The 26,565-nt window shown below is 71.2% G+C and carries 21 protein-coding genes; 11 read left to right on the top strand and 10 right to left on the bottom strand.

Going from position 1 to position 26,565, the window contains the following annotated elements; translation table 11 throughout:
• Positions 1-106: 106 nt before the first annotated feature.
• Positions 107-1,306 carry a winged helix-turn-helix domain-containing protein gene (locus tag V1351_RS11365; protein ID WP_338748269.1) on the top strand — a complete coding sequence of 400 codons (1,200 nt, stop codon included), beginning with the start codon at positions 107-109 and terminating at the stop codon, positions 1,304-1,306.
• Here V1351_RS11365 and V1351_RS11360 read toward each other — a convergent pair whose 3' ends face one another.
• Complete coding sequence (locus V1351_RS11360) at positions 1,307-1,876, bottom strand: GNAT family N-acetyltransferase (RefSeq protein ID WP_338748268.1); 570 nt, start codon at positions 1,874-1,876, stop codon at positions 1,307-1,309.
• On the bottom strand, positions 1,830-2,468 hold the full coding sequence (locus tag V1351_RS11355) for a GNAT family N-acetyltransferase (RefSeq protein ID WP_338748267.1): 639 nt from the start codon (positions 2,466-2,468) through the stop codon (positions 1,830-1,832). The genes V1351_RS11360 and V1351_RS11355 overlap by 47 nt, the downstream gene beginning before the upstream one ends.
• Before the next feature lie 115 nt (positions 2,469-2,583).
• Between V1351_RS11355 and secA the strand changes: the two genes are divergently transcribed.
• Positions 2,584-5,364, top strand: coding sequence for a preprotein translocase subunit SecA (secA, locus tag V1351_RS11350; protein ID WP_338748266.1), 2,781 nt, complete (start codon positions 2,584-2,586; stop codon positions 5,362-5,364).
• Between the two features lie 55 nt (positions 5,365-5,419).
• Here secA and V1351_RS11345 read toward each other — a convergent pair whose 3' ends face one another.
• Both V1351_RS11345 and V1351_RS11340 read right to left on the bottom strand, forming a co-directional pair.
• Positions 5,420-5,965: an Rv3235 family protein gene (locus V1351_RS11345; RefSeq protein ID WP_338748265.1), complete on the bottom strand. Its 546-nt coding sequence runs from the start codon at positions 5,963-5,965 to the stop codon at positions 5,420-5,422.
• A 33-nt stretch (positions 5,966-5,998) separates the two neighbouring features.
• Positions 5,999-6,721 (bottom strand): LysM peptidoglycan-binding domain-containing protein, encoded by a 723-nt coding sequence (locus V1351_RS11340; protein ID WP_338748264.1) that lies wholly within the window; start codon positions 6,719-6,721, stop codon positions 5,999-6,001.
• A 169-nt stretch (positions 6,722-6,890) separates the two neighbouring features.
• Between V1351_RS11340 and V1351_RS11335 the strand changes: the two genes are divergently transcribed.
• Positions 6,891-7,430, top strand: a complete 540-nt coding sequence (locus V1351_RS11335; RefSeq protein ID WP_338748263.1) for a hypothetical protein — start codon at positions 6,891-6,893, stop codon at positions 7,428-7,430.
• A gap of 8 nt (positions 7,431-7,438) precedes the next feature.
• Here V1351_RS11335 and V1351_RS11330 read toward each other — a convergent pair whose 3' ends face one another.
• Entirely contained in the window at positions 7,439-7,654 is a 216-nt protein-coding gene (locus V1351_RS11330; protein WP_185991881.1) for a helix-turn-helix domain-containing protein, read from the bottom strand.
• Positions 7,655-7,786: 132 nt separating this feature from the next.
• On the opposite strand from V1351_RS11330, the gene V1351_RS11325 reads away from it, so the two are divergent.
• From V1351_RS11325 to V1351_RS11310, 4 genes are read left to right on the top strand one after another with little or no spacing between them, the layout of a single operon-like run.
• Positions 7,787-8,455, top strand: a complete 669-nt coding sequence (locus tag V1351_RS11325) for a hypothetical protein (protein WP_338748262.1) — start codon at positions 7,787-7,789, stop codon at positions 8,453-8,455.
• Positions 8,452-9,807 (top strand): AAA family ATPase, encoded by a 1,356-nt coding sequence (locus V1351_RS11320; protein ID WP_338748261.1) that lies wholly within the window; start codon positions 8,452-8,454, stop codon positions 9,805-9,807. The genes V1351_RS11325 and V1351_RS11320 overlap by 4 nt, the downstream gene beginning before the upstream one ends.
• A 27-nt stretch (positions 9,808-9,834) precedes the next feature.
• A complete protein-coding gene (locus tag V1351_RS11315) occupies positions 9,835-11,265 on the top strand; it encodes a WS/DGAT/MGAT family O-acyltransferase (RefSeq protein ID WP_338748260.1) in 1,431 nt (476 codons plus the stop codon).
• A complete protein-coding gene (locus V1351_RS11310; RefSeq protein WP_338748259.1) occupies positions 11,265-11,660 on the top strand; it encodes a DUF6912 family protein in 396 nt (131 codons plus the stop codon). Before V1351_RS11315 ends, V1351_RS11310 begins: the two co-directional genes overlap by 1 nt.
• On the opposite strand, the gene V1351_RS11305 is transcribed toward V1351_RS11310, so the two are convergent.
• Genes V1351_RS11305 through V1351_RS11295 form a run of 3 tightly spaced genes read right to left on the bottom strand, consistent with a single transcriptional unit; the run spans position 11,641 to position 12,966 of the window.
• Positions 11,641-12,129, bottom strand: a complete 489-nt coding sequence (locus V1351_RS11305) for a DUF2505 domain-containing protein (protein ID WP_338748258.1) — start codon at positions 12,127-12,129, stop codon at positions 11,641-11,643. The two genes, V1351_RS11310 and V1351_RS11305, sit on opposite strands and share 20 nt — an antisense overlap.
• Before the next feature lie 34 nt (positions 12,130-12,163).
• On the bottom strand, positions 12,164-12,685 hold the full coding sequence (locus V1351_RS11300; protein WP_338748257.1) for a hypothetical protein: 522 nt from the start codon (positions 12,683-12,685) through the stop codon (positions 12,164-12,166).
• Positions 12,682-12,966: a hypothetical protein gene (locus V1351_RS11295; RefSeq protein WP_338748256.1), complete on the bottom strand. Its 285-nt coding sequence runs from the start codon at positions 12,964-12,966 to the stop codon at positions 12,682-12,684. The genes V1351_RS11300 and V1351_RS11295 overlap by 4 nt, the downstream gene beginning before the upstream one ends.
• 177 nt (positions 12,967-13,143) lie before the next feature.
• On the opposite strand from V1351_RS11295, the gene V1351_RS11290 reads away from it, so the two are divergent.
• Positions 13,144-17,967 carry an NAD-glutamate dehydrogenase gene (locus V1351_RS11290; RefSeq protein ID WP_338748255.1) on the top strand — a complete coding sequence of 1,608 codons (4,824 nt, stop codon included), beginning with the start codon at positions 13,144-13,146 and terminating at the stop codon, positions 17,965-17,967.
• Between the two features lie 30 nt (positions 17,968-17,997).
• The gene (locus V1351_RS11285) at positions 17,998-19,461 is read left to right on the top strand and encodes a sensor histidine kinase (protein ID WP_338748254.1); all 1,464 of its coding nucleotides are present in this window, start codon (positions 17,998-18,000) and stop codon (positions 19,459-19,461) included.
• Between the two features lie 67 nt (positions 19,462-19,528).
• Here V1351_RS11285 and V1351_RS11280 read toward each other — a convergent pair whose 3' ends face one another.
• Positions 19,529-19,777 (bottom strand): WhiB family transcriptional regulator, encoded by a 249-nt coding sequence (locus tag V1351_RS11280; protein WP_338748253.1) that lies wholly within the window; start codon positions 19,775-19,777, stop codon positions 19,529-19,531.
• Positions 19,778-19,975: 198 nt separating this feature from the next.
• On the opposite strand from V1351_RS11280, the gene V1351_RS11275 reads away from it, so the two are divergent.
• Together V1351_RS11275 and V1351_RS11270 are read left to right on the top strand one after the other, a co-directional pair.
• Complete coding sequence (locus tag V1351_RS11275) at positions 19,976-20,374, top strand: hypothetical protein (RefSeq protein ID WP_338748252.1); 399 nt, start codon at positions 19,976-19,978, stop codon at positions 20,372-20,374.
• Complete coding sequence (locus tag V1351_RS11270) at positions 20,371-22,080, top strand: amidase (protein WP_338748251.1); 1,710 nt, start codon at positions 20,371-20,373, stop codon at positions 22,078-22,080. The genes V1351_RS11275 and V1351_RS11270 overlap by 4 nt, the downstream gene beginning before the upstream one ends.
• Before the next feature lie 141 nt (positions 22,081-22,221).
• Here V1351_RS11270 and V1351_RS11265 read toward each other — a convergent pair whose 3' ends face one another.
• A complete protein-coding gene (locus V1351_RS11265; protein WP_338748250.1) occupies positions 22,222-26,409 on the bottom strand; it encodes an FtsK/SpoIIIE domain-containing protein in 4,188 nt (1,395 codons plus the stop codon).
• Between the last annotated feature and the right edge of the window lie 156 nt (positions 26,410-26,565).

Below are 26,565 nucleotides of genomic sequence, written 5' to 3'. Positions count from 1 at the left end.
CGGACGATGGGGCGTGGGCCGACGCTGTCGCCCCATCATCCGGTCGCGCTCCCGTTGGTCATCTCGTCCCGGAGCGGCTGTCGGTGCCCCACGGCAGGCTGGGTTCGTGACTGCTCGCACCCTTCGTCCTGATCAGGCCCGCCGGATCGCCATCGCTGCCCAGGGGCTGGCCCGTCCTCGACCTGACCGGGCGGTGACCACCCGCGACCTGCAGCGGGTGCTCGACACGGTCGGTCTCGTCCAGATCGACAGCGTCAACGTGCTCGCGCGTAGTCAGTACCTGCCCTTCTTCTCCCGGCTGGGGCCGTACGACACCGCTCTGCTCGACCGGATGCGTGACCGTGCGCCGCGGCGGATGGTCGAGTACTGGGCCCACGAGGCGAGCCTGATGCACCCCTCGACCTGGCCGCTGATGGACCACCCGCGGATGCAGCGGGCCGAGGACGGGTCCTGGGGTGGGATGCAACGCATCGCCCGGGACCACCCCGACCTGGTCGCGGCCGTGCTCGTCGAGGTCGAGTCCGGGCAGCCACGCACCGCGCGCCAGATCGAGGCAGCCCTCGGGCACGAGCGTTCCGGGCGTCCGGCGGACTGGGGATGGAACTGGTCCCTGGTCAAGAGCGCCCTGGAGTACCTCTTCTGGGCGGGTCGGATCTCCTCGGCCGGCCGCACGAGCCAGTTCGAGCGGCGCTACGCCGGTCTGGCGCGGGTCGTTCCCAGGGCCGAGAGCGGCCCGTGGTTGGACCGCGCCCGCCGGGTCCCCCCGCAGGAGGCCTACATCGAGCTCGTGCGGATCGCCGCGCGGGCGCACGGGCTGTCCACGCAGGCCGACCTGGCCGACTACTTCCGGATCCCGCGCGAGCACGTGCGTCCGGCGCTCTCCCGGTTGGTGTCCGAGGGCGAGGTGGAGGAGGTCCAAGTCGAGGGGAGTCCCGGGCCCTGGTATCTGCACGAGCGGGCCCGCCGCCCCCGCGCCGTCCGTGCCCGCGCACTGCTGTCCCCCTTCGACAGTTTGGTGTGGCACCGGCAGCGGGTCGAGCAGCTCTTCGACTTCCACTACCGGCTGGAGATCTACACGCCCGCCCACAAGCGGGTGCACGGTTACTACGTGCTGCCCTTCCTCCTCGGCGACCGGCTGGTCGGTCGGGTCGACCTCAAGGCGGACCGCGGTGCACGGGTGTTGCGGGCGCGGCAGGTCTCGTGGGAGCCGGGCCGTGGCGGCAGGGACGACCGGGCCGAGCTCGACGAGGAGCTGGTGCTCATGGCCGACTGGCTCGGCCTGACCGACGGGGTGACCGAGGGTTGATCATCCCTCGGCCAGACGCTCCCAGTGCAGGGCGGGGCCGACGCTCCCGTCGGGAGCGTCGGCGGCTCTCTCGCGCCCCCAGACGGTGAAGCCGGCTGCGGTGAGGACCCTGTTGCTCGCTGCGTGGTCGGCGGCGGTCTCCGCGACGAGGCGGCGCAAGCCCAGACCGCCCCGGGCAGTCGGCTGCAGGGCGTGCGCTGCCGCCGATCGCGCCGCCTCGCGGGCCAGACCCCGCCCACGAGCGCTCGGCCGGACCGTGTACCCGAGCTCGGCGGTGCCGCCCTCCGCCAGATGACCCGAGCGGACGAAGACCAACACCTCGCCGAGCGGCTCGTCATCGGCAGGGTCGGTGATGCACCAGACCATGCTCATCCCGAGGGCGACGGACTCTCGGCGGCGCAGCACCCACTCGTCGAAGGTCTCCGGTGTGGGCACTGCGTGGGCGGGCAGGTGGTGGGCCGGGTGGTCGTGGGGCTCGGCGATCGCCAGGTCGTCGTCGCGCAGCGGCCGCAGCCGCACACCCTCACCGTGCAGGTCGGCCGGCACGACCCACGGGGTGCGTGGCGCCATCGGCTGTCCGGGAAGCAGTGAAGCCGCCCATGCGTCGGTGCTGCCGCGCACCCGGTCGGCAGTGTGCTGCGGCAGCGTCCCGTGGTGGGAAGCCGCAGGCATGGGCGACCCGCCACGACGCGAAGTGCCCGCGGGCGGCACACCAGTACAGGCTCGCAGCTCCGTGGTCGAAGGCCCACCGAGCGGCGAGCCGAAGCGCACCGGACATCGCGCCACGCTCGCGGGCGGCCGGGTGGAGGACGAACCGGGTCTCCCAGGCGTCCCCCTTCGTCCCCGGCCGCAGGTCGATGATCCCGGCGAAGGGGGACGCCGGTGCCCCGTCGTGCGGGATCAGCTCGATCGCGCAGCGCGCGACCCCCCTCGGGTCCGCCCAGTCGGACGCGTGCACGGCGAGGAACTCGCGAGCGTTGCCGAGGTCATAGGGCTGGGGAAGGCCCGTCCACTCGACGGTCTCCAGGTCGTTGGACTGCTCGACGACGGCCGGCAGGTCCTCCTCGCTCATCGCTCGCAGCCGCACACGTCCGTCGGTGAGGACCGGCACCACGTCGGGGAAGGTGCCGGTGGGAACTGCGTGCGGCGGGCCGTCGTTCATGGCGGTCAGGGTGCCCGCTCGGTTGTGGGTCCGCAAACCATTAACCTGTAGGGCAGACTGCTTCGGGCCGTGGCGTTCTGCCGTGCCCGGATCGACCACGTCAGGAGATCAGTTCGTGAAGATCGTCGAGCGCATCCTTCGCGCCGGAGAGGGCCGCACCGTCAAGCGGCTCGAGGGCATCGCCGCCCAGGTGAACGCGATCGAGGAGGACTTCCAGAAGCTCTCCGACACCGACCTGCGGGCCGAGACCGACAGCTTCCGGGAGCGGCTCGACGGTGGGGAGACCCTGGACGACATCCTTCCCGAGGCTTTCGCGGCCGTGCGGGAGGCCGCCGGTCGGACGATCGGCAAGCGGCACTTCGACGTGCAGATCATGGGCGGTGCCGCCCTGCACATGGGCAACGTCGCCGAGATGCGCACCGGTGAGGGCAAGACCCTCGTCGCGACCCTGCCGTCCTACCTCAACGCCCTCGCGGGCAAGGGCGTGCACATCATCACGGTCAACGACTACCTCGCGGAGTACCAGGCCGAGCTGATGGGGCGTGTGCACCGCGCCCTCGGGCTCGAGACGGGTGTCATCCTCTCGTCGATGACCCCGGCCCAGCGGCGGGCGGAGTACGCCAAGGACATCACCTACGGCACCAACAACGAGTTCGGCTTCGACTACCTGCGCGACAACATGGCGTGGAACACCGACGAACTCGTCCAGCGCGGCCACAACTTCGCCATCGTCGACGAGGTCGACTCGATCCTCATCGACGAGGCCCGCACCCCCCTGATCATCTCCGGCCCGGCCGACCAGCCGACCAAGTGGTACGTCGAGTTCGCCAAGATGGTCAGGAAGCTCGAACGCGGCCACGGCGCCGACCTGATGCGCGGGATCGAGGCCGAGGGGGACTACGAGGTCGACGAGAAGAAGCGCACTGTCGGCATCCTCGAGCCCGGTATCGAGAAGATCGAGGACCTGCTCGGCATCGACAACCTCTACGAGAGCGTCAACACGCCGCTCATCGGTTACCTGAACAACGCCATCAAGGCCAAGGAGCTGTTCACCCGCGACAAGGACTACGTCGTCATGGACGGCGAGGTCCTCATCGTCGATGAGCACACCGGCCGCATGCTCGCGGGCCGTCGCTACAACGAGGGAATGCACCAGGCCATCGAGGCCAAGGAGGGGGTGGAGATCAAGAACGAGAACCAGACGCTCGCCACAATCACCCTCCAGAACTACTTCCGCATGTACGAGACCCTCTCGGGCATGACCGGTACCGCGCAGACCGAGGCCGGTGAGCTCAACTCCATCTACGGCCTCGGCGTCGTGCCGATCCGCACCAACAAGCCGATGATCCGCGAGGACCGGGCCGACCTCGTCTACCGCACCGAGGTGGCGAAGTTCGGCGCCGTCGTCGACGACATCGCCGAGCGCCACGCGAGTGGTCAGCCCGTGCTCGTCGGGACGACCAGTGTGGACAAGAGCGAGCTGCTCTCCCAGATGCTGCGCAAGCGGGGGATCAAGCACGAGGTCCTCAACGCCAAGCACCACGAGCGCGAGGCCTCGATCGTCGCCGACGCCGGCCGCAAGGGCGCCGTCACCGTGGCGACGAACATGGCCGGTCGCGGTACCGACATCATGCTCGGTGGGAACCCGGAGTTCCGCGCGGTGGCCGAGCTGCGGCAGCGCGGTCTCGACCCTGAGGAGACGCCCGAGGAGTACGAGGCAGCGTGGGACGAGGCGCTGGCCGAGGCCGAGAAGGCCGTCGAGGCCGAGCACGACGAGGTCACCGAAGCCGGTGGCCTGTACGTGCTGGGGACCGAGCGTCACGAGTCGCGGCGCATCGACAACCAGCTGCGCGGTCGCTCCGGCCGCCAGGGGGACCCCGGTGAGTCGCGCTTCTACCTCTCGCTCGAGGACAACCTCATGCGCCTGTTCAACGCAGGCTTCGTCGACCGGGTGATGACCACGGCCAAGATCGACGACGAGACGCCGATCGCTGGTCGGATGCTCACGAAGTCGATCGAAGGCGCCCAGAGCCAGCTCGAGGGCCAGAACTACGAGATGCGCAAGAACGTCCTCAAGTACGACGACGTCCTCAACCGTCAGCGCACCGTCGTCTACGAGGAGCGCCGTCGCGTCCTGAAGGGTGAGGACCTCGAGGAGCAGATCCGCCACTTCATGACCGACGTCGTCGGCGGGTACGCCGACGCCGAGACCAACACCGGCTTCTCCGAGGACTGGGACCTCGATCGCCTCTTCACCGCACTGCGCGCGATCTACCCGGTGGGGCTGGACAAGGAGGCCCTGCTGGAGGCATCCGGTGGCCTCTCGCAGCTGAGCGCGGCGAACCTGCGCGAGGAGATCATCACCGACATCCACGAGTCCTACGATCGTCGTGAGGCCGAGTTGGGGGAGGCGGTCACCCGCGAGCTCGAGCGTCGGGTCGTCCTCTCGGTCCTCGACCGCAAGTGGCGCGAGCACCTCTACGAGATGGACTACCTCAAGGAGGGCATCGGCCTGCGGTCGATGGCCCAGCGCGATCCGCTCGTGGAGTACCAGCGCGAGGGTTTCCAGCTCTTCGAGGCGATGAACGATGCCATCAAGGAGGAGTCGGTCGGATACCTCTTCAACACCGAGGTCGAGGTGCCCACGGTCCCCGAGTCGACCACGCGACCCCAGACGGTCGACGAGCTGCTGGGTGGTGGTGGTGAGCAGCGCCCGGCCATCTCCGCCAAGGGACTGGAGGACGGGTCCCGCGGCAACCGGCACCTGCACTACTCGTCACCGTCGGAGGACGGCGGTGTGGAGGAGCGCGAGGAAGGGGGCTCCTCCTCCGCCGGCACATCGCGCGCCCAGCGACGCGCTGCCGCGAAGAAGTCGAAGAAGGCAGCCAAGAAGTAGGTTCGTCGAGCCCGTGGCACCACGAGCGGGGGTCACCGGGACGTCCCGGTGACCCTCAGCCGATCTGCAGCGCCTCGACGACCCAGCGGCCGTCGCGGCCGACCAGACGCAGCGCCAACGCGCGCACCCGCTCCCCGTCGATGAGGACGACCGACGCCTCGACGACGTCGTCGGCGGGCTCGCAGATGAGCACCCGGGTGACTCGGGTGCGGTGCGCGCGACGTCGGCCACGCGCTCGGGTCGCGCGGCGTGCGGTCCGGGAGCCGCGTCGGGCCACGACGGTGTAGATCTCGGGGGTCGCCCACCGCATCACCTGGCTCGGGGGCCGGACCCCGTGCATCACCTCGACCAGGGCCTGGGCGATGTGTGCCGCCCACTGCCGGGGGTCGGGGAGGTCGCACGTCCGGGTCGGCTGTGGGCCGAAGAGCTGCTCGTCGCTGGCCGCGGCGAAGTCGACCGCGAGGGAATCCTGCACGTACGGCGGTGAGGTCGTCACGGCCAGCGCTCGCTCTGCCAGTCCCTGGGCGTGCGTCGGCAGCGGGATCCCTGTCGGGCAGTGGCGTGCTGACGGCAGGACGTGCAACGGCTGCAGAGCGGTCATGGTGGCTTCCTCGATCGGTGTGGCGTCAGGTGGTCAGTCGGCGGGTGGAGGAGTGAGCTGCGTGCCGGGGAGCAGGGAGTGCGGGTTTTCGCCGATCGTCGCGCGGTTGGCCTCGTACCACCGGGGCCAGGCCCGGGCGATCTCGAGGTCCGTCGCGGTCGGCCCGAGGCGGGTGGCGGCGATGGACCACAGGGTGTCGCCGCGCCGGACGACGACGGCCTCCCCCTCGGTGGCGGAACGTCGTGTACCGGTGAGCAGGTGCGGGTCGGCGCGGTGACGGGTCGGGGGACGGTTGGGAACCCACCCGGGATTCGAGAGGGGTCCGACTGCGGGCAACCCGGCCGAGGGCGCCACCGCTGGCGCGCGCTCCGGGATCGAGTCAGCTGTCGACGTGAAGTCCGGTCCCGGCACGCCGGAGGGAGATGGTGCCGCACTCGCGTGCACGGCTGCCACTGCCGTCCCCGGCGCGATGGTCGCCCCGACCGAGGCGCCCAGGACGAGCGCTGCCCACCGCTGGACGACGGCCGGGGTCACCTGGTCACGCAAGCGACGGGCCACGCCGCCGACGGCACCCGGGAGCTGGCCGGTCAGGGTCAGAGCGAGGCAGAGGGTGAGCCATCCGGCAAGGAGCGTCACGCCGGCTGCGGCCAGCCCGGTGACGGCGGCGGCAGGGTCGCCGGCCCGGGAGGCCCCGATCGTCAGCAGGCGGAGCGTGGTGTGGGACAAGGCGGTCGTCAGGCCAGCGCCGATGGGCACGCAGACCACTGCCAGGGCTGTGCGTGAACCTGTCATGGATATCCCCCCGAAGTCTGTCGGAACAGTGCGCTGCTGTTTGATGTCATTTGATCATGTTTGATGCTGTTGGATACCAAATCATGTCATCTGATGATGCGCAACAGGAGGGGCCGGCCGATACATTGGGGCGGTGCGTTGGGACCGACTCTTCGATGACCTCGAGGCCCGGATGGCTGCCCAGTCCCGGCTCGAGCTGGACGCCGAGGTGGCCGAGCGGACGCGCTTGGAGCGTGCCCGGATCACCCTGGGCGAACGGCTCGCTGGTGCAGTGGGAGCCGGCGTGGCGCTGCGACTGAGGGGCGGCGCCGTCGTGCGGGGGCAGGTCGAGGACTCGGGTGACGGCTGGGTGCTCCTCGTCGAGGACGGCGGACGTCAGCTACTCGTGCCGGTGGCGGCGGTGCTCGGCATCTCCGGCCTGGGGCGCCCCCGTGATGACACCCGTTCTCGACGATTCGGACTCGGCTCGGCGGTGCGGGGCGTCAGTCGGGACCGACGGGCAGTGGTCGTGCGTGATGTGGACGGGGGTGCTGTGCACGGCACGATCGATGCGGTCGGCGCCGACGCCTTCGACGTCGCCGAGCACCCGCTGGACTCCCCGCGACGCCCGGAGAACGTCCGTGGCGAACGGGTCATCCCCTTCGCCGCGGTGGCGATGATCGCCTCGACCTGACAGCTGGTCTAGCTGCGACCGGTGTCCTTGCTCACGAACTCCCGGGTCTGGGCGTACATCCGCTCGATGTAGGCGTCGAGCTCGTCGACCTCGACCCGCCACTGGCCGCGCCCGCCGACCTTGATCGCCGGGAGCTCACCGCTGCGCACCAGGGCATAGGCCTGCGCGGCGGAGACGCCGAGCACCTCGGAGACCTCGGTCAGCGGAATGAACTTGCGGGCCATGCGCTCAGTCTGCCATCGGCGGTCGCGTCGGCGGACACACCGGCACGGCCCCTTGTGGACGGTCGACCGGCACGCAGGCCGCCGACGATGCATGATGATGCGGCAGGCTCGACCCCGACCCGAAGGACTCCCGTGAGCGCCCTGCCCGCCCGTACCGCCCGTCGCCTGGTCAGACCCTCGTGGAAGGATGCCCGGCTCATCGTCGGAGTCCTCCTCGTGCTGTTGGCCGTCGTCATCGGTTCCGCTGCGTTCAGCGCAGCGGACGACCGGGTCGGCATGTGGGCCGCCAAGCACACCCTCACTCCCGGTCACGCGGTGACCGAGGAGGACTTCGTGCGCGTGGACGTCCAGCTCGGAGACTCCGCCCCGGACTACCTCCGGGTCGACGACCGGCTGCCCAACGGCGCGATCATGGACCGGCTCCTGCAGCCCGGTGAGATCGTTCCGAAGGCGGCCGTCATCGACCCGACGGACCGGCGGGTCCGGGAGGTCCCGGTACGGGTGGACCCGATCTACCTGAGCAATCTCGCGGTCGGCTCCAGGGTGACCGTCTACGTCCCGCAGCCGTCGAAGGGGGAGGACGAGTCGGATGAGCCGGTCGCCTACACCCCGCTCGTCGAGCGGGTCACCGTCTCCTCCCTGCCGGAGACGTCGAGCGGTGTCATGGGCGGCGGCGTCGGGTCTGCCGCGGTGATCGTCGTGCCGGAGGGACGGGTGGCCGACATCCTCTCGTACGACCAGAAGGACACCCCGGTCAAGCTGGTGCTGGAGTCCAGCAGCGGGCAGGGGGACGACACGTGAGTGCCACGATCCTGACGGCGCTGGATCCCGACTGGGAAGGGCGCATGGTCGAGATCGTCGACCGGCTCCCGGGTGTCGGGGTGGGGCGGCGCTGTGCCGATCTGGCCGACCTGCTGGCCGCAGCCTCCGCCGGTCACGGCGATGTCGCCCTCGTCTCCGGTGAGCTGCGCGGACTGGACCGTGATGCGCTCAGCCACCTGGCCGACCACGGGGTCCGGGTCGTGGGTGCGAGCCGCGAGGGGGGCGAGGAGCAGGAGCGTCAGCTGCGACAGCTGGGGATCCCGCAGCACATCCACCTCGGCACGCCCCGGGAGGCGCTCGTGGCGGCATTGACGTCCCCGGACGCCATCATGACCGCGATCCCCGGACTCGCGCTCGACCCGGGCGAGCCGGTCGCCGGGGAGAACACGCCTTCGCGTATCGAGCAGGAGGTCGAGGACGAGCAGGCCCCGCTCCCGCCGGACGAGGGTCCCGGGACCGTCGTCGCCGTGTGGGGCCCGACGGGGGCGCCCGGACGGAGCACGCTGGCGGTCAACCTCGCGAGCGAGGTGGCCGCCGGCGGGACATCCGCCCTGCTCGTGGACATGGACACCTATGGCGCCTCGGTGGCGCAGCTGCTCAGCGTGCTCGACGAGGCTCCTGGGCTGGCGGCTGCGGCCCGGGCCTCGGAGCTGGGCACCCTGGACGTGCCGTCGCTGGCCCGGCTGGCCGTCGAGGCCGCTCCCGGCCTGCGGGTGCTCACCGGGATCCCGACAGCCAGCCGCTGGACCGAGGTGCGTCCCGCGGCGATCGAGCAGATCATCGAGCTCGCGAGGTCACTGGCTGCCGTCATCGTCCTCGACTGTGGCTTCAACATCGAGGACGACGAGGAGCTGAGCTACGACACCCTCGCTCCCCGACGCAACGCGACGACCCTGACGGCGCTGGCCGCGTCCGACGAGCTGCTGCTCGTCGGGGCTGCCGACCCGATCGGTCTGCAGCGGATGGTCCGGGCCGTCGAGGCCCTGGGACAGGTGCCCGCACCGCGACCACGACCGGTCGTCAACCGCGTGCGAGCCTCTTCGGTCGGTCCGGACCCTCGTCGCCGCATCGCGGAGTCGCTGCAGCGCTTCGCCGGCCTCGACGACGTGACCTTCCTCCCCGACGACCCGGCCGCGACGGACGCCGCACTGCTGTCCGGGCAGACCCTGATGGAGTGCGCACCCGAGAGTGAGCTGCGGCTGACGATCGGTCAGGTCGCCGCTCACCTCACCGGGCGCACCCCGACCCGACGCCCGGCACGACGATGGTGGCGTCGACCCCGTGCAGCCCGAGTCCCACGGATGAGGTCACACCCGCAGAGGGGTGCCTGATGGTTCGGTCCGTGTCACCATGACGTCGTGGTGAACAGACTCGGTGCCCTGGATGCGGCCTTCCTGTACGTGGAGGAGCCGACCCTGCCGATGCACGTCGGCTCCGTCATGGTCTTCCAGCCCCCGGCCGAGGGTTTCGACTACGACCGTTTCATCGCAGTGGTCGGGGACCGGATCGCGGGGCACACCCGATACCGCCAGCGCATCCGAGCGGTCCCCGCACGGCTGGACAACCCCGTGTGGGTCGACGACGTCCACTTCGACCTGGCCTACCACGTCCGTCGGTCGGCGCTGCCCGCTCCCGGCTCGCGGGTCGAGCTCGAGGACTTCGTCGCCCGGATCATGGCCCGTCCCCTCGACCGGGACCGGCCGCTGTGGGAGGCGTACTTCGTCGAGGGGATGGCCGACGGCACGTTCGCCATCATCACGAAGGCCCACCAGGCGATGGTCGACGGTATCCACGCGGTCGACCTCGCCCACCTGATCATCGACCCCGAAGCGGTGCCGGTGGACGAGCGCGCCGGGGAGCCGAATCCGGAGCCATCGGGCCTGCGACTGGTTGCCGATGCGGTCCTCGGCTCGGTCATCAACCCCGCCCGTGTCCTGCAGGGGGTGCGCTCGGGCCTGGGCGATGTCACCGAGACCGGACGTCGGGCCGTCGAGACGACCGGTCGGGTCGTCTCGACCCTGGCCAGGGTCGGCGCCCGGCCCGCCCCGAGCTCCCCGCTCAACGCCCCGGTGGGAGCCGCCCGCCGGTACGTGATGGTCGAGACCGATCTGGACGACTACCGCCAGGTGCGCAGCCGCCTGACCCGAGGCCGCTACGTCGACGACGTGACGATCAACGACGTCATCCTCGCCACGGTCACCGGGGCGCTGCGCTCCTGGATGCAGACACGTGGTCTGCCCGTGACCGGCGCCGCCACGGTCCGCGCCATGGTGCCGGTGAGCATCGTGGACGGCAGCGGTGACCAGCTCACCGATGCCGCCATGGCCGCCTGCTTCATCGACCTGCCCATCGGGGAGAACGCCCCCTCGATGCGGCTGCACCAGATTTCCTTCGCGATGCGCCAGCAGATCGAGTCGGCGTCGGCCGAAGGTGTCGACGCGGGCTCGCTCGTCTCGATCGGCGGTTTCGCCCCTCCGACCCTGCACAGTCTGGGTGCCCGCCTGGGCAGCGCCATGTCGCGTCGTCTCTTCAACCTCGTCATCACCAACGTCCCCGGCCCGCAGCAGGCGCTCCATGTCGAGGGGTCGCGGCTGTGCGAGACCTACCCCGTGATGCCGCTGGGCCGTGAGCAGGGACTGGCCGTCGGCCTCACGTCCTACGACGGCAAGGTGTACTTCGGTCTCAACGGCGATCGGGAGACCCTGGCCGACCTCGGGCTCCTCGCCCAGTGCATCGAGGACGCCCTGACCGAGCTGCGCACGACTCCCGGAGCCGGACGGTCCTCCTGATGCGCGTCTACCTGCCGATGCTCGTCGGCGAGCTCGCCGAGGTCCGCGCGGCCGCTCATCTGCCGGCACGGCAGGCGCACGGCGTGACGAGTGCCCTGCGCGCTGCCGACCCGGCAGCCGACGAGGAGGACCTGGAGTTCGAGGCCATGTGCCAGGCGTTGGATTCGGCCCGCGCCCTGGGACCCGGCCGTCGCGTCGTCGCCGCCGCGGACGCGAGCCCGCGCGAGGACGCCGGCGACGGAGCGCTCCTGGTCGGCGACGAGCGGTTGCGCCTGGGTGACGTGGTCTCGTTCCACGTCGAGGAGGGCAGCGGCGACATCGGGACGGGGTACGACGACCTGCTCTGGTACGACGTCACCGAGCTGGACGGGCTGGTCAGCGCAGTCGCTCGCTGAGCAGTCGCACCTCGTGGTCGAAGCTCTCCTCGATCGTCGGCTTCGCCGCGGTCTCGATCTTCCTGCCCAGGATGGGCACCGAGCAGGTGAGGTCGCCCGTGACGACCAGGTCGCTCCCTTCGCCCGCTGGTGAGAGGGTCACCGTGCCGCGCATCTGGACCGGTGCCCCGGCGACCCGGATCCCGAGGTCAGCACTACGGGTGCCGTCCGGACCGACCGGTCGCCACGTCTGCTCCTCGGTCACCGTCAGGGTGTCTCCGACGAGGGACGAGACGGCCGCGGGCATGCCACGCGTGGGCAGCACCCGCTCGGTGCGCACGCGGGTACGACCACCGCCCAGGTCGGTGACCGCCGCGCTCGAGCGACCCAGCTCGGTCGCGACCTTCGCCTGCTGGTGGTCCTCGCTGGCGACGACGGCGAAGACGTCGTCGACGGTGGCGTCGAAGTGGGTGGTGCGCGAGATCCTCATGGCGACACGCTAGCGCCGTCGGGGTGGCCGGGTGTCAGCGGCGAAGCTCGTCGGCGGCGCGGGCCAGCAACCCCTGTCCGCGGGCGAGGTCCTTGGCCAGCCGGGCACGGTGGCGGCCCAGGGCGGTGATGGTCTGGTGGACCTGCTCCTGGAGGCGGTGGCGTCGCCCATCCTCCTCGCGGGCGGCTGCGGCGTCCGCGACCCCGGTGATGCCCCATCCCCTGGTCACCGCGCCCTCGCGGACCTCGAGTCCCATCGTGGCAGCGGCGTCCTCGAGCTCGCGCAGGCGGGCGATCGCTGCGGCCAGGTCGGTCGCGGCGGTCTGCAGTGAGCGTCCGACCTCGTCCAGGGCGCTCGCGACGGCAGTGGTCTGCTCGGCTGTGGTCGAGGTGCGTCGACGTAGCCGGACCGAGCGCGGTCCGGGCCAGCCGGGGGTCGCCCCGGTCACGGCGCCGGCGAGGGCCTCGCCGTCGGCGGCCAGGTGGCCCGCGGTGCGTCGCAGGGAGGCGCCCAAAGCGCTCATCGAGGCGGGGTCGCCCAGCAAGGGGGTGGTCATCGCGGCCGCTGCACCCGCTCGGTGTCCCGACCCGGGCGGTGGGCCGGCGCCGCATCGGCGGACAGGGCCAGTGCCAGCTCGCGGCAGGTCGCGGAGAGCTCGCGCAGGACGTCGACCGCGGCGTCGATCGTCGTCTCCAGGGCGGTCTGGGTGGTGTGGTCACCGACCGTGACCATGTGGTCGATCAGCTCCTCGCCGTCGGCGGCGCAGTGGTCGCCGGTCGCCGTGAGCGCGTCGACGAGCGTGGCGGCGTCCTGCGGGCGCGGGTGCGAAGGGGGCATGGTCCGGCCAGCGTAGCGGCGTGGGTGGGGGCCACGCGGTGGCATGTCCACAGGCTCGCCGGCCGGCACCTCGGCCACGGCGGGCCGGCTGTGACGCGCGTCATGCTGGGGATAGGCTCGACCTGGGGACAACGCCGTCCCGATCACCCGCGAGACGCAGAACGAGGACGCCCATCCATGGCTCAACTGCCTGCCACTTCCGCCCCTGACGCCGTGCTCGGAGATCCTGCAGCACTCGACCGGGCCGCCACCTCAGCCGGAGTCGACCCGGTCTTCGTGGAGCGGTACCTGCGACACGGGGACACCACCGAGCTGCAGGGGAGGGGGGCCGAGGCTCTGGTCGCCATGGCGCGCGCCCACCGTGACGCTGCCCTGCGGCGCCGGCCCGAGGAGACCGTCGTCCGCGCCGCAGACGGTGTCCTGCACATCGTCACCGCTGATCGTCCCTTCCTCGTCGACTCCGTCCTGGGCGAGCTCGCGGGGCAGGGCATCGGTGTCGCCCTGCTGCTCCATCCGCAGTTCACGGTCCGTCGTGACGAGCAGGGAACGCTGGTCGAGGTCCTCGACGTGGATCCCAGACGGGGCCACGCCGGCGCCGACGCGGTCGAGGAGTCGTGGATCCGCATCGAGCTCGCCGACCGGTGCGACCACGCGGTCGTCGAGGAGCGCGTCCGCGAGGTCATCGACGCCGTCGCGATGGCGGTCGAGGACTGGCAGCCGATGCAGGAGGCGACTCTGGAGCTGGCGGCCGATCTCGAGGCGGGCCGCGGGCCGGGGTCGAGCGCATCGCAGCAGGCGGCCGCAGAATTCCTCCGATGGCTCGTCGACCACCACTTCACCTTCATCGGTGTCCGCGACCACGAGGTCGAGATCTCCGCCGACGGCTCGGTCGCGATCACCGCCATCCCGGGCAGTGGGCTGGGCATGCTCCGAGAGGACTCCACCGCCGAGTCGATCACCCCGCTCGGCGGCGGCTCCCTCGAGCAGGCCGCTGCCGGCACGTGCCTGTCGATCGGCAAGTCGCGGTCGGTCCTCCCGGTGCACCGGGTGACCCATCCCGACCTCATCGCCGTGCGGGTCCACGACGAGGACGGCACGCTCGTGGAGCGTCGGCTGGCCGGCCTCTTCTCGTCCACCGCCTACACCAGCTCGGTGCTGACGATCCCGCTCATCGCCGACAAGGTGCAGGCGGTCCTCGACCGCTCCGGGTGGTCCCGCAACAGCCACTCCGGTGGTTTCGCCCGACGGCTGTTCGAGACCTTCCCTCGTGACGAGCTCTTCCAGGCCCCCGTGGAGCACCTGCTGCGGGTGGTCACCCGCATCCAGCAGATGGTCCACCGCATGCGTACGGCCGCCTTCCTGCGGCTGGACTCCGGTGGTCAGTTCGTCACGGCGATGATCTACCTGCCCCGTGACCGCTACACCACCGTGGTTCGCCACCGGGTCGAGGAGCGGCTGTGCGAAGCCACGGGCGCGGACGAGGTCACCTTCACCGCGCACGTCTCCGAGGAGCCGATGGCCCGGCTGTACTACATCCTGCGGGGGAGCAACGGGGTCCGGCTGCCCGAGGGGCGGGCCCGTGACGACCTGGACGAGGCGATCACCGGGGCAGTCCTGACGTGGGAGGAGCGACTCACCCGCAAGGCGGAGGAGCTCGTCGGTCGACAGGTCGCCGAGCAGTTGATCTCCCCGTGGGCAGGCGGCTTTCCCGCCGACTACGAGGAGGACTTCGACTCCGTCCAGGCCGTGGCCGACCTGAAGAACCTCGCGCTGCTCGAGCGGGGGACCCCCTTCGCCTGCGCGCTGTACAACCCCCGCCCGAACCACGGGCACGCCGCGGATCCCACCGTCCGCCGGTTCAAGATCTTCAGCATCGAGGCGCTCATCCTGGATGACCTCATGCCCATCTTCCGCGACCTGGGCGTCCAGGTCACCGAGGAGAAGCCCTATGAGCTCACCCGCGAGGACGGCGTCACCGCGGGCATCTACGACTTCAGGCTGCGCGTCGACGACCCCGCGGTGTGGGAGGCGCACGACCACGACAGACTGCGCGACCTCGTCGAGTCCACGGTCGCTGCCGTCCAGTCGGGCAGTGCGGACTCCGACGGATTCAATGCGCTGGTCATCCGTGCCGGCCTGACCTGGCGCCAGGTCGCGCTGATCCGGGCGATCGCCCGCTACCTGCGCCAGATGGGCAGTTCCTGGGGGCAACGCACGCTCGAGTCCGCGCTCGTCGAGCACCAGGAGGTCGCGCGGGATCTCGTCGAGCTGTTCGAGACGCGGTTCGACCCGGGCCGCTTCGACGCGAGCGCCGGAGATGAGCGCGAGGCAGCCGAGGCGGAGGTCAGCACCCGCATCGATGCGGCACTGGAGGACGTGTCCTCGCTCGAGCACGACCGCATCATCCGCTCCTTCCGCGGCTTCGTCCGCGCAGTGCTGCGCACCAACTACTTCAGCACCGACGAGGTCGGCGCGCCCCTGCCGCGGATGTCCTTCAAGCTCGAGCCGGCCCGGGTCCCGGACATGCCCAAGCCGCACCCGGCCTTCGAGATCTGGGTGCACAGCCCCCAGGTCGAGGGCGTGCACCTGCGGTTCGGCGCGGTGGCCCGAGGAGGACTGCGGTGGAGCGACCGGCGCGACGACTTCCGCACGGAGGTGCTCGGGCTCGTCAAGGCGCAGATGGTCAAGAACGCGGTCATCGTGCCGACGGGGAGCAAGGGCGGGTTCTTCGCCAAGGCGCTGCCCGACCCTGCGCTCGACCGAGATGCCTGGCTGGCGGCCGGTCGTTCGGCGTACCGCAGCTTCATCTCGGGTCTGCTCGACGTCACCGACAACCGCGTCCACGGCGAGATCGTCCCGCCGAAGGCGGTGGTCCGGCACGACGGCGACGACTCCTACCTCGTCGTGGCGGCCGACAAGGGGACCGCATCCTTCTCCGACCTCGCCAACTCGATCGCCCGTGAGTACGGCTTCTGGCTCGACGACGCCTTCGCCTCCGGCGGATCGGTCGGTTACGACCACAAGGGGATGGGGATCACCGCCCGCGGCGCCTGGGAGTCGGTCAAGCGACACTTCCGCGAGCTCGGTCACGACACCCAGACGCAGGACTTCACCGTCGTCGGGGTCGGTGACATGGCCGGCGACGTCTTCGGCAACGGGATGCTGCTGTCACCGCACATCCGACTCGTCGCCGCCTTCAACCACATGCACGTGTTCATCGACCCCGATCCGGTGGCCGCATCCTCCTTCGCCGAGCGCGAGCGCCTCTTCGCCCTCCCGCGCAGCACCTGGGACGACTACGACCGGTCCCTGATCAGCGAGGGTGGCGGCGTCTGGTCCCGCAACGCCAAGTCGGTGCCGGTGAGCGAGCAGGCCGCCCGCGCGCTCGGACTGGACGGCCCCGGAGACCTCACCCCCAGTGAGCTCATCCACGCGGTGCTGCAGGCACCGGTCGACCTGCTGTGGAACGGCGGGATCGGCACGTACATCAAGTCCGCGCAGGAGTCCGATGCGGCGGTCGGTGACCGGGCCAACGACGCCATCCGCATCACCGGCTCCATGGTTCGTGCCCGGGTGGTCGGCGAAGGGGGCAATCTGGGGGCCACCCAGCGCGGTCGCATCGAGGCAGCCCACGCAGGAGCGCGGATCAACACCGACGCCCTGGACAACTCCGCCGGTGTGGACACCTCGGACCGCGAGGTCAACATCAAGATCCTGCTCGGTGAGGCCATCCGGCGGGGGGCCCTCGACGATGACGACCGCGTCGATCTGCTCGCGTCGATGACCGACGAGGTCGCCGAGCAGGTGCTGCGCGACAACTACGAGCAGAACGTCCTGCTGGGCAATGCGCGTGCCCAGGGCGGCTCGATGATCACCGTGCACGAGCGGCTCATGGCCTCGCTCACCGATCGCGGCGATCTGGACCGCGAGTTGGAGTTCCTGCCCAGTACCGCCGAGATGAAGGACCTCCTCGAGGAGGGCCGGGGTCTGACCTCGCCGGAGCTGGCGGTGCTGCTCGCCTACTCCAAGATGGCCCTCAAGGAGGACCTGCTCGACTCGGACCTGCCGGACGACCCGGCCACCGGGCGCCAGCTGCGCAACTACTTCCCCAGCCCGCTGCGGGACGACAGGTTCGCCGAGGACCTGGCGGGGCACCCCCTTCGCCGGGAGATCGTGATCACGGCCGTGGCGAACGACATCGTCAACCGTGGTGGGATCACCTTCGTCCAGCGCGCCGTCGAGGAGACGAGTGCGACGCCGGTCCAGATCGCCCGCGCCTACCTCGTCAGCCGCGAGGTCTTCGGGCTCGACGACTTCGTCGCCCGCGTCGAGACCCTCGACACGGTGGTGCCCACCCAGGTGCAGACCCGCATGTACCTGGAGTTCCGTCGACTCATGGATCGCTCGGTGCGGTGGTTCCTCGCCTCCCGTCCGGGACGGCTGCAACCGGCGGAGGAGATCGAACGGTTCGCGGAGGTCTCACGGCTCGCGCCGATGGTCCCGACCTTCCTCGACGGGTCGCAGGCGGACCGTCTACGGCACAAGGCCGATGAGCTCGTCAAGGACGGGGTGCCCGACGACCTCGCCCGGTCGACGGCCTCGCTGCTGGACAGCTTCGCCCTCCTGGACATCATCGACATGGCGCACGACTCCGGTCGCACGCCGCGCGAGGTGGCCCAGACGTACTTCCTGCTGTCGGAGTCCTTCGGCATCGACGAGTTGCTCACGATGGTCACCCACCTGCCCCGCGAGCAGCAGTGGGACTCGCTGGCGCGGGCCGCGCTCCGGGACGACCTCTACGCGACCCTGCAGGCACTGACCCGCTCGGTCCTCGACCAGGACGGCGCCGACGCGCAGGAGCGCTACACGGCGTGGCGCCACGAGCACGACGAGGCCGTGGAGCGCGTCGACACCCAGCTCACCGGCATCCGCCGACTGAGCGACCCCGGTGTGGCCGCGCTGTCGGTCGCGCTGCGCACGCTGCGCTCGGTGTCCCGCTGACGGGTGCCTGCCCGTCGCTAGGATCGCGACGTGCAGACACTGGCGGACTTCCTGCGGATCACCCCCGGCCTCGAAGCGGGGGACATGGAGCGACTGCACCTGCTCATCGAGGACTGGCAGGTGCTCGCTGACCTCGCCTTCAGCGACCTCGTCCTGTGGCTCGCCCAGGACGACGGCTGGGTCGCCGCCGCCCACACCCGGCCGATGACCGGACCGATGGTCTTCGTCGAGGACGCCGTCGGCCTGGGCGCGAGCGCGGTCTTCGGGGAGCTCGTCACCGATGCCGCCGAGCAGGGGATGAGTGAGCACGTCCGTACCCGCGGGCAGGACCTGATCCACGAGCGGGCACGGCCGGTGCGCCGGGGCGGCCGGACGATCGCCGTGCTGAGCATCCACGACCTGCTCGACAGCGGCCGACCGGACACCCGGCTCCAGGAGAGCTACGGAGCGATGGGGGACGACCTCTTCGCGATGGTGCCCGAGGGCAGCTGGCCCACGCCCGGGTCCTCACCGATCGGTGTGCGGCAGGGCGCGCCGCGGGTGGGCGACGGGGTGATCCGGCTCAATGCATCGGGGAGCGTCGAGTACGCCTCGCCCAATGCGGTCAGTGCCATCCGCCAGTTGGGGCACAAGGGGCCTCTCGAGTCGGAGGTCCTCGCCCACGTGGTCAGCGGCCTCGCCGAGCAGGTCGGGCAGGTCGACGAGAGCCTGGCCATGGTCGCGATGGGACGCGCGGCGTGGCGCGCCGACGTCGCCACGGACGCGGCCGCGCTCGCGATGCGCGCGATCCCCCTGATGACGGGGAGGCGCCGCCACGGGGCGATCGTCCTCGTCCGTGACATCTCCGAGCTGCGGCGGCGCGGCGAGGAGCTGATGACCAAGGACCAGACCATCCGCGAGATCCATCACCGGGTGAAGAACAACCTCCAGACGGTGGCTGCACTGCTGCGGATGCAGTCGCGGCGGATGCCGGAGGAGTCCGCCCGGATCGCGCTGACGGAGGCCGAGCGACGTGTCGGTGTCATCGCGATGATCTACGAGGCGCTCAGCACCGGGTTCGCGGAGACGGTCGACTTCGACACCATCGCCGTGCGGGGACTCCGGGCGGTCGTGGAGGTGGCGCGGACGACGGGCGCGATCACCTCGGGTTTCACCGGTTCCTTCGGCATGATGCAGGCCGAGGACGCAACCGCGATCGGGCTCATCCTCTCCGAGCTGATCCAGAACGCCGTCGAGCACGGGATCCCGGATGGTGGAACCGTCGAGGTCGACGCGCACCGCTCCGACGAGGGGGAGAGCGACATCCTGCGGGTCACCGTCGTCGACGACGGTGCCGGACTGCCGAGGGGGTTCCGACCCAGTCGCGCCGGGCTGGGGACGCGGATCGTCACGTCGATGGTCCAGGACCTCGGTGGTCAGATCCGCTGGGACGATGCCGAGCCGAGGGGGACGAGGGTGCGCTTCAGCGCCCGCCTGCGCCGTGTGGATCCCTGACGGCCCGCCCACGACGAAACCGCCCCCGAGCAGGTGCTCGGAGACGGTGGTCAGCGTGCGTGGGAGGTCAGCCGGCGCGGCGGGCGCGGGCCTTTCGGCGCTTGAGCGCGCGACGCTCGTCCTCGGAGAGTCCACCCCAGACACCGGCGTCCTGACCGGTCTCAAGAGCCCACTGGAGGCACTCGTCGATGACCTCGCATCGGCGGCAGACCTTCTTGGCCTCCTCGATCTGCGCGATCGCGGGGCCGGTGTTGCCGATGGGGAAGAAGAGTTCTGGATCCTCGTCCAGACAGGCTGCGCGGTCGCGCCAATCCATGGGGGATGTGCTCCTTGGTGTCGGGGGGAGGTCGTCAGTGGCCTGGGTCGGTGGTGCCTGCGGGTCAACGATCCGGATGGCCGGAAAAATTTCCTTGTGTCAGGCACACGAAGGTCCAAGATACCGCGATGACCACCCGTTGTGTCGAGGCTTACTCAGGTGTCACTTGACGTGTGCCGCGTCACCTACCCTGCTGGCGTGAGCATTCCGCAGCTTCCCATTGACCATCTCGTGCCTCCGCGCGTGGCCGGCGCCGTCTGCCTCGTCGAGTCCGCCCTGCTCTTCGTGACCGCGGGGTCGTACGCCCTGGAACTGCTCGCCGACCGGGCCTTCGACGCGAACACGGCGTCCATGTCGCTCGTGGTCTCGCTGATCTTCGCCATCCTGCTCCTCGCGGTCGGGATGTCCTGGCTGCGCGGACGGCTGTGGCCCCGGACCCCGACGGTCGTGTGGAACCTGCTGCTCCTGCCCGCGGCGTGGACGCTGGGCACGTCCACCGGGCTGTGGTTCGGTCTGGGCCTGGCGCTCCTGGCGCTCCTGGGCATCGCCGCGGCCGTGCTGTCGCCGGCGCACGACCTCGAGGACCGGGCACTGTGACCGGCGGCTTCGACGTCGTCGAGGCGGACATCGCGTCTCTGCGCGCCGCGCTGGCCTCGGGCAGGACGACGAGCGAGCAGCTGGTCCGGACCTACCTGGACCGGCTCGCCGCCTACGACTCCGACGGGATCCGGCTCAACGCCGTCGTCGTGCCCAACCCGCAGGCGCTCGCGGAGGCCCGGGCCGCCGACCGTCGACGCGCCGAGGGGAGTCCGCTCGGGCCGCTCGACGGGATCCCGTACACGGCCAAGGACTCCTACCTGGCCCGGGGGCTGACCTGTGCGAGCGGATCCCCGGCCTTCGCCGACCTGGTGGCCCAGCACGACGCCTTCACCATCGCGCGCCTGCGCGCGGGCGGCGCGGTCCTGATCGGCCTGACGAACATGCCGCCGATGGCCAACGGCGGGATGCAGCGGGGTGTCTATGGCCGCGCCGAGAGTCCCTACAACGCCGCCTTCCTCACCGCGGCCTTCGCCTCCGGCTCGTCCAACGGGTCGGGGACGGCGACGGCGGCGAGCTTCGCGGCCTTCGGGCTCGGCGAGGAGACGTGGTCCTCCGGCCGGGCGCCGGCGAGCAACAACGCCCTGTGCGCCTACACGCCCTCGCGAGGGGTGATCTCGGTGCGGGGGAACTGGCCCCTCGTGCCGTCGATGGACGTCGTCGTCCCGCAGACCCGCAGCATGGCCGACCTGCTCGAGGTGCTCGACGTCGTCGTCGTCGACGACCCGGACACGACGGGTGACCTGTGGCGCACCCAGCCGTGGGTCGAGGTGCCTGCGTCCTCGAGCGTGCGGCCGGACTCCTACCCGGCCCTGCGCACGGGGGACGGTGGCCCCCTTCGCGGACTGCGTCTGGGGGTGCCACGGATGTACCTGGGCACCGACGAGGAGGCCGGGACCGGCAGCGGCTTCGGTGGGCCGACGGGGGAGCGGATCGTGCCCCGACCCAGCGTCCTGACTCTCTTCGAGGCGGCGCGCGCCGACCTCGAGGCGGCCGGCGCGCAGGTCGTCGAGACCGACTTCCCGGTCGTGTCGAACTACGAGGGTGACCGTGCCGGTGCCCCCACGGTCGCCACCCGGGGCCTGCTGCCGCAGGGGTATCTGGAGGAGGAGATCTGGCAGCAGGCGATGTGGGGCTGGGAGACCTTCCTGCGCGCCAACGGCGACCCCCGCCTGCACCGGCTCGCGGACGTCGACGGTCCGGCGATCTTCCCGCAGCCGGAGGGCGCACTGCCCGACCGCTACGGGGAGCTCGACTTCGACCTGGCCGATTACGTCACGCGGGCCCGTGAGGTCGGGGTCGTCGAGGACGTCACCTCGCTCCCGCTGCTCGAAGGGGGTCTGCGTGGCCTCGAGGAGACCCGCCGGGTGGACCTCGAGGAGTGGATGGACGACCTCGGCCTGGATGCCGTGATCTTCCCCGCAGTGGCCGACGTCGGTCCCGCCGACATGGACGTCAGCGAGTCCTCGGCGGACCTGGGGTGGCGCAACGGCGTGTGGGTGGCCAACGGCAACCTCGTGCCGCGCCACCTGGGCATCCCGACGGTCACCGTCCCGATGGGCACGATGGCCGACATCGGGATGCCGGTCGGGTTGACCTTCGCCGGTCGCGGCTGGGACGACACCGCGCTGCTGACCATGGCTGCCGCCTTCGAGGCGACGGGGGAACGGCGCACCTCGCCGCCGCGCACGCCGCCGCTGGCCTGATCCTCTCGGGTATGCCGCGACACGAGTGGGATCTGCCCTTGCCGCACCGCCCGGACTCGTTGGTATTCGACCCGCGCCTTGTCATACGGGCCCGGGCGGCGGGTTGAGTCGGGCCGATCCCACCTTGCGCCTTCGATCCGCTCACCCTTGCCCTCCCGGCGTGGTCCCTCTCGCCACCTGGACCTCCTCGGCCCGGCCCTGGGCGATCAGATACCCGCGGCCGGGGATGCGCTGCAGCGGTGGGACGCGCAGACCGAGGGCGTCGCCGTCGCTGCGGGTCGTCGGCTGCAGGAGTATCCCGGTGCGGGCGCGTGCGAGCTCGGCGATGAGCCCACGGACCCGGGTGGCAGCCGTTTGCGTGGCCGTCGATACGACGACCAGCCCCCGGTCGCTGTCGACCCGACGCAGGATCTCCTTGAGCACGTCGGCGACGGGGTCGTCCTCGACGCGGTCGGCGTCGTCGATGACGACGACGAGGTCCGGATGCCTGCGACGCAGGGCGATGAGGTGCTCTCGACCGTCCGGCGCGCAGACCTCGGCACCGGCGAGGTCGGGATGTCCGGTCAGGTCACCCTCGCCGATGAGCACCACCGGGCGACCTGTGGACAGGGCCTGCCCGGCGACCGTGACGAGGGTGCTCGTGCGGCCGCTTCCCGGGGGGCCGCAGACGAGCAATCGGCGGGCGCCGGGAACACGCCAGGTCACCGGTTCGATCCCCGAGCCACCCAGGCCCAGCGGTATCTGCTCGGTGGTCGGTTCCGGGAGCCGGTCGACGGCAACCTCCTCGGGCAGTGGCTCGACGCGCCAGGCGCGCGGATGCTCGTGACCGGGAAACGCGCGCCCCGTGCCGGTGGATGATTCGTCGGAAGGCTGCGCCACCTGGACCAGGTGCCCATTGGGCTGGAACCGTCCCCGCCCCGGGATCCGTGGCCCGGAGGTCTCCGCCGGCGTCAGTCCGGCGAGGGAGGCGTCTCCCCGGTCGGGAAGGTGCAGCACGATCCGGGAAGTGACGAGTGAGGAGATCCGCCCCGAGAGCAGTTCGCGACCACCGGTGATGACGCCGCACACACCCGCTGCCATGCCGTCGCGCAGCAGGGCCTCGAGCAGCTCGGCGGTTTCGCCGAGGTCGGCCCCGCCACGGGGCTGCGTGACGCGTCCCCATCCGTCGACGGCCAGCAGCAGGTGTGGCGGGGGGGCATCACCGACAGGGTCGGCCTCGTACGCTGCCCACCACGCGTCGAGTGTCGAGTGACCGCTGGTGCGCAGCCGCGCGCGGCGCTGCGCCACGTCGTCCTCCAGACGGGTGAGGAAGCGGCGGGTCAGCGGTCGGTCCTCGCCATCGACCACGCTGCCCACATGCGGTAGACGGGCGAGGCCGCCCAGGAGGGAGGACCCGTCGCCGATGACCTGCACCTGTAGTCGGCCGGGCCCCCACCGGCGGCCGGCCGCCGTGACGATCGCGGCGATGCTGGTGGTGCGCCCGGTGCCCGGACCGCCGACGACCATCCAGTGACCCCCGGCCGGCGACCAGGTCAAGGCCACCTGCTCCTGGTGCTCCGGACGGTCGACGAGCGCGAAGGGGGCACCGTGGTCGTCACCATGGGGCACGGGCAGCTCCTCGACGGCGAGGGCCTGGGCCAGGGGAGGCAACCACGGGCGGTGCGGCTGGGCGATCCCGAGGTCCCCTGCGACGGAGGTCAGCGTGGCCGCCAGTCGCTGCAGGTCGGTGGGGCCGACGTCCGTGCGTCGCGACGTCGCCGGCCATGGCGACCCGGGGTCGCGCACGAGGACGGCGCCGGGCCCCGGGGCCTCGTGGCCGGCCACTCGGCCGGTCTGGAAGCTGCGGGCGGGCGACCCTCCGGTCCGCGCCAGGGCTCGTCCCGGAGCGGACTCGGGGAGGTCGACGGCATCCGGGACACCCAGCACGTCATCGCTGTCGGCCCGATCGCGCACCCGGAGGCTGATGCGCAGGTTGACGTTGGCCTTGATGTCGGCGGACACGATGCCTCCCGGACGCTGCGTGGCCAGCACGAGGTGCACGCCGAGAGACCGGCCGACGGCGGCGATCCTCATCAGATGGGCCATGGCCTCCGGCTGTTCCTCGGCGAGCATCCGGAACTCGTCGATGACGATCATCAGACGCGGTAGTGGAGAACCCCTGTGGTCGTCGACGTCCGTGGCCCCGGATGCGGCCAGGATCCGCTCGCGCCGGGTCAGCTCGGCATCAAGGCTGGTCAGGGCGCGCTCGGCCTGTGCCGGCTCGAGGTCGGTGAGGACGCCGACGGTGTGCGGCAGGTGGGCGCACTCGGCGAACGCGGCGCCGCCCTTGTAGTCGACGAGCACGAAGGTGATCTCGTCCGGCGACGAGCGCGCCGCGAGTGAGGCCACCCAGCTCTGCAGGAACTCCGACTTGCCCGACCCCGTGGTGCCGGCGACGAGCGCATGCGGGCCGTCGCGGCGCAGGTCGATGCGGAACTCACCGTCGGGTCCGAGCCCGACGACGACGTCCAGGTCGGTCGACCCGCCCGACCAGGCGGTCCGGATCGCTTCCCGGTCGTCAGGATCGATGTCGAGCAGGTCGATCAGTCGGGTTGCCTCCGGCAGGCCGGCGCCCGAGTCATCGGGGGTGGCATCCCGAAGGGGGGCCAACGCGGCGGCAACACGGTGGGCCCACGCCGGGCCGACGCCGTCGACGACACCGTGGGCGGCCTGCGTACCAGCGACCTGTAGCGCGATCCGGTGGCCGTCGAGCCGTACCAGGGCACCGCACTCGTGCGGGAGCCTCTCGACGGTGTCCGCGAGGGCAACGACCAGGACGCGGTTGGCGCGTCCGTGCTCGAGGACGGTGCGCAGGTTCGGGTCGCCGCGCCACCGGTCGACGTCGTCGATGACGAGCACGAGCGCGGTCGGGCGGGCAGCCTCCGTTCCCGCACCGGAGCGCTGTCGAGCACGCTCCCGGACGGTGGCGGCGTGACCGGCGAAGAGGGTGAGCGCATCGTCCTCGTCGGTCGTGGTCCGGTTCGACCAGGGCACGTCGTCGTGCTCCCGCAGGTGCACGAGGGAGCGGAAGGGGGACCACCACCCCTCGGCCGAGGCCACCACCGAGATCTGCACGTCGTGGTGGGAGTGCAGGACCGTCAACTGCCCGAGGAGGTGACGTGCGATCCGGTCGCGTTCCCCACGTCCACCGGCGACCCCCAGCACACATGCCTCCTCGAGGTCGACCACGAGGGGGACGTCCTCGAGCACGGGGTGGTCCTTCTCGCCGTGTCCACGGTCGACCTCGAGCCGGGCCGGAAGCGGGCCCGTCCCGAGGCGCAGGTCGAGGTGCTCCCGATGCCCGGAACGGCGCTCCCACAACCGCGTGGAGTCGCCCCGGGCCGCGTCGAGCAGTGCCGTCGCGTTCGGGGCCGACCGGAGACGTTGCCGACGTTCCCGTGCCAGGGCGCTCGTGAGTTGTTCGCCGGTTCGCGCCCGCTCGCACTCCCACTTCGCCAGGGCGTCCCGGTGGTCACGGCGCGCGGACGAACGGTCGGAAAGGGTCGATCCGATGGCGAGGACGGGTGTGAGCAGCCCGAAGAGGAGCATCCGCGGTCCGAAGAAGACGGCAAGCAGTGCCGCGAAGGGGAGGGGTAGGAGGACCATCACCCAGGGAATGCGCCGTCGGGCCGGGGAACTCGGCTCCTGCGGGATCGTGATCCGTGCCGGCCTGTGCGCGGAGGGCAGGTGCGGGGTCGGGTTGACCACGATCGTCCCCGATCCGCTGGGTCGCCGACGGCAGGGGCGTGACCGCGGGGCCTCGAGGGCGAAGGTCGTGCTCCCGGCGTGCACGCGGCTACCGACCCGGGCGCGTACCCCCTGGTCGGGCACGGCCTCGTCGTCGACGTGGGTGGCATTGGTCGCATCCAGCTCGTGCACGAGGACGCCGTCGCGGTCCACCGACACGGCCAGGTGCTCGCGCGAGAGAGTGTCATCGGCGAGTCGGAAGGAGGCCATCTCCCCGCGGCCGACCACGTGACGGCCGGGCGTCAGCGACAGCATCCGTCCGCCGTCGGGCCCCGTGGTCGTCGTGAGACGAAGGGGGGCACGGCCTGTTGGCCTCGTCACCGGTTCGTCGTGGCCGAGAACGAGGACGCTCCCGTCGAGCAGGGGAGGTAGTCCGATCGGCGCCTGAGGTGGGACCTTTGCGCCATCGACGTGGATGACCGTCTCCGGCCCGAAGCCCAGGGCCTCGAGCAGGTCGACGGCCGTGTCATCGCTCTCGGCACGGACCTCCACGGGTCGCTCGGCGCCACGTCGGGCATCGACAACGGTCATCTGCAGGAGCATGTGGGCACGGTAGGCACTGGAATCCGACCGGGCGTCCGGTTGTCCACAGGAGGGGGGAAAGGGGCCTGCTCCGGGTGGCCTGTGGATTTTCAAGATGCGAACTCCCGAGAAATCGCTAGCGTCTCCCGGGCGAGGGGGAGCGATTCGCCACTGAAG

Source organism: Janibacter sp. A1S7 (assembly GCF_037198315.1).
In the GTDB taxonomy this organism is placed as follows: Bacteria; Actinomycetota; Actinomycetes; order Actinomycetales; family Dermatophilaceae; genus Janibacter; species Janibacter alittae.
The sequence above is the reverse complement of the archived record's forward strand: the minus strand, read 5'-3'. Positions and strand labels throughout refer to the sequence as shown.

Excerpts from the sequence above, each read along its gene's own strand:
- V1351_RS11265 (WP_338748250.1), bottom strand. The coding sequence starts at position 26,409 with ATGCTCCTGCAGATGACCGTTGTCGATGCCCGACGTGGCGCCGAGCGA.
- V1351_RS11295 (WP_338748256.1), bottom strand. The coding sequence starts at position 12,966 with ATGCCCCCTTCGCACCCGCGCCCGCAGGACGCCGCCACGCTCGTCGAC.
- V1351_RS11355 (WP_338748267.1), bottom strand. The coding sequence starts at position 2,468 with ATGAACGACGGCCCGCCGCACGCAGTTCCCACCGGCACCTTCCCCGAC.
- V1351_RS11305 (WP_338748258.1), bottom strand. The coding sequence starts at position 12,129 with ATGAGGATCTCGCGCACCACCCACTTCGACGCCACCGTCGACGACGTC.
- V1351_RS11290 (WP_338748255.1), top strand. The coding sequence starts at position 13,144 with ATGGCTCAACTGCCTGCCACTTCCGCCCCTGACGCCGTGCTCGGAGAT.
- V1351_RS11300 (WP_338748257.1), bottom strand. The coding sequence starts at position 12,685 with ATGACCACCCCCTTGCTGGGCGACCCCGCCTCGATGAGCGCTTTGGGC.
- V1351_RS11330 (WP_185991881.1), bottom strand. The coding sequence starts at position 7,654 with ATGGCCCGCAAGTTCATTCCGCTGACCGAGGTCTCCGAGGTGCTCGGC.
- V1351_RS11310 (WP_338748259.1), top strand. The coding sequence starts at position 11,265 with ATGCGCGTCTACCTGCCGATGCTCGTCGGCGAGCTCGCCGAGGTCCGC.
- V1351_RS11345 (WP_338748265.1), bottom strand. The coding sequence starts at position 5,965 with ATGACCGCTCTGCAGCCGTTGCACGTCCTGCCGTCAGCACGCCACTGC.
- V1351_RS11280 (WP_338748253.1), bottom strand. The coding sequence starts at position 19,777 with ATGGATTGGCGCGACCGCGCAGCCTGTCTGGACGAGGATCCAGAACTC.
- V1351_RS11360 (WP_338748268.1), bottom strand. The coding sequence starts at position 1,876 with ATGGCGCCACGCACCCCGTGGGTCGTGCCGGCCGACCTGCACGGTGAG.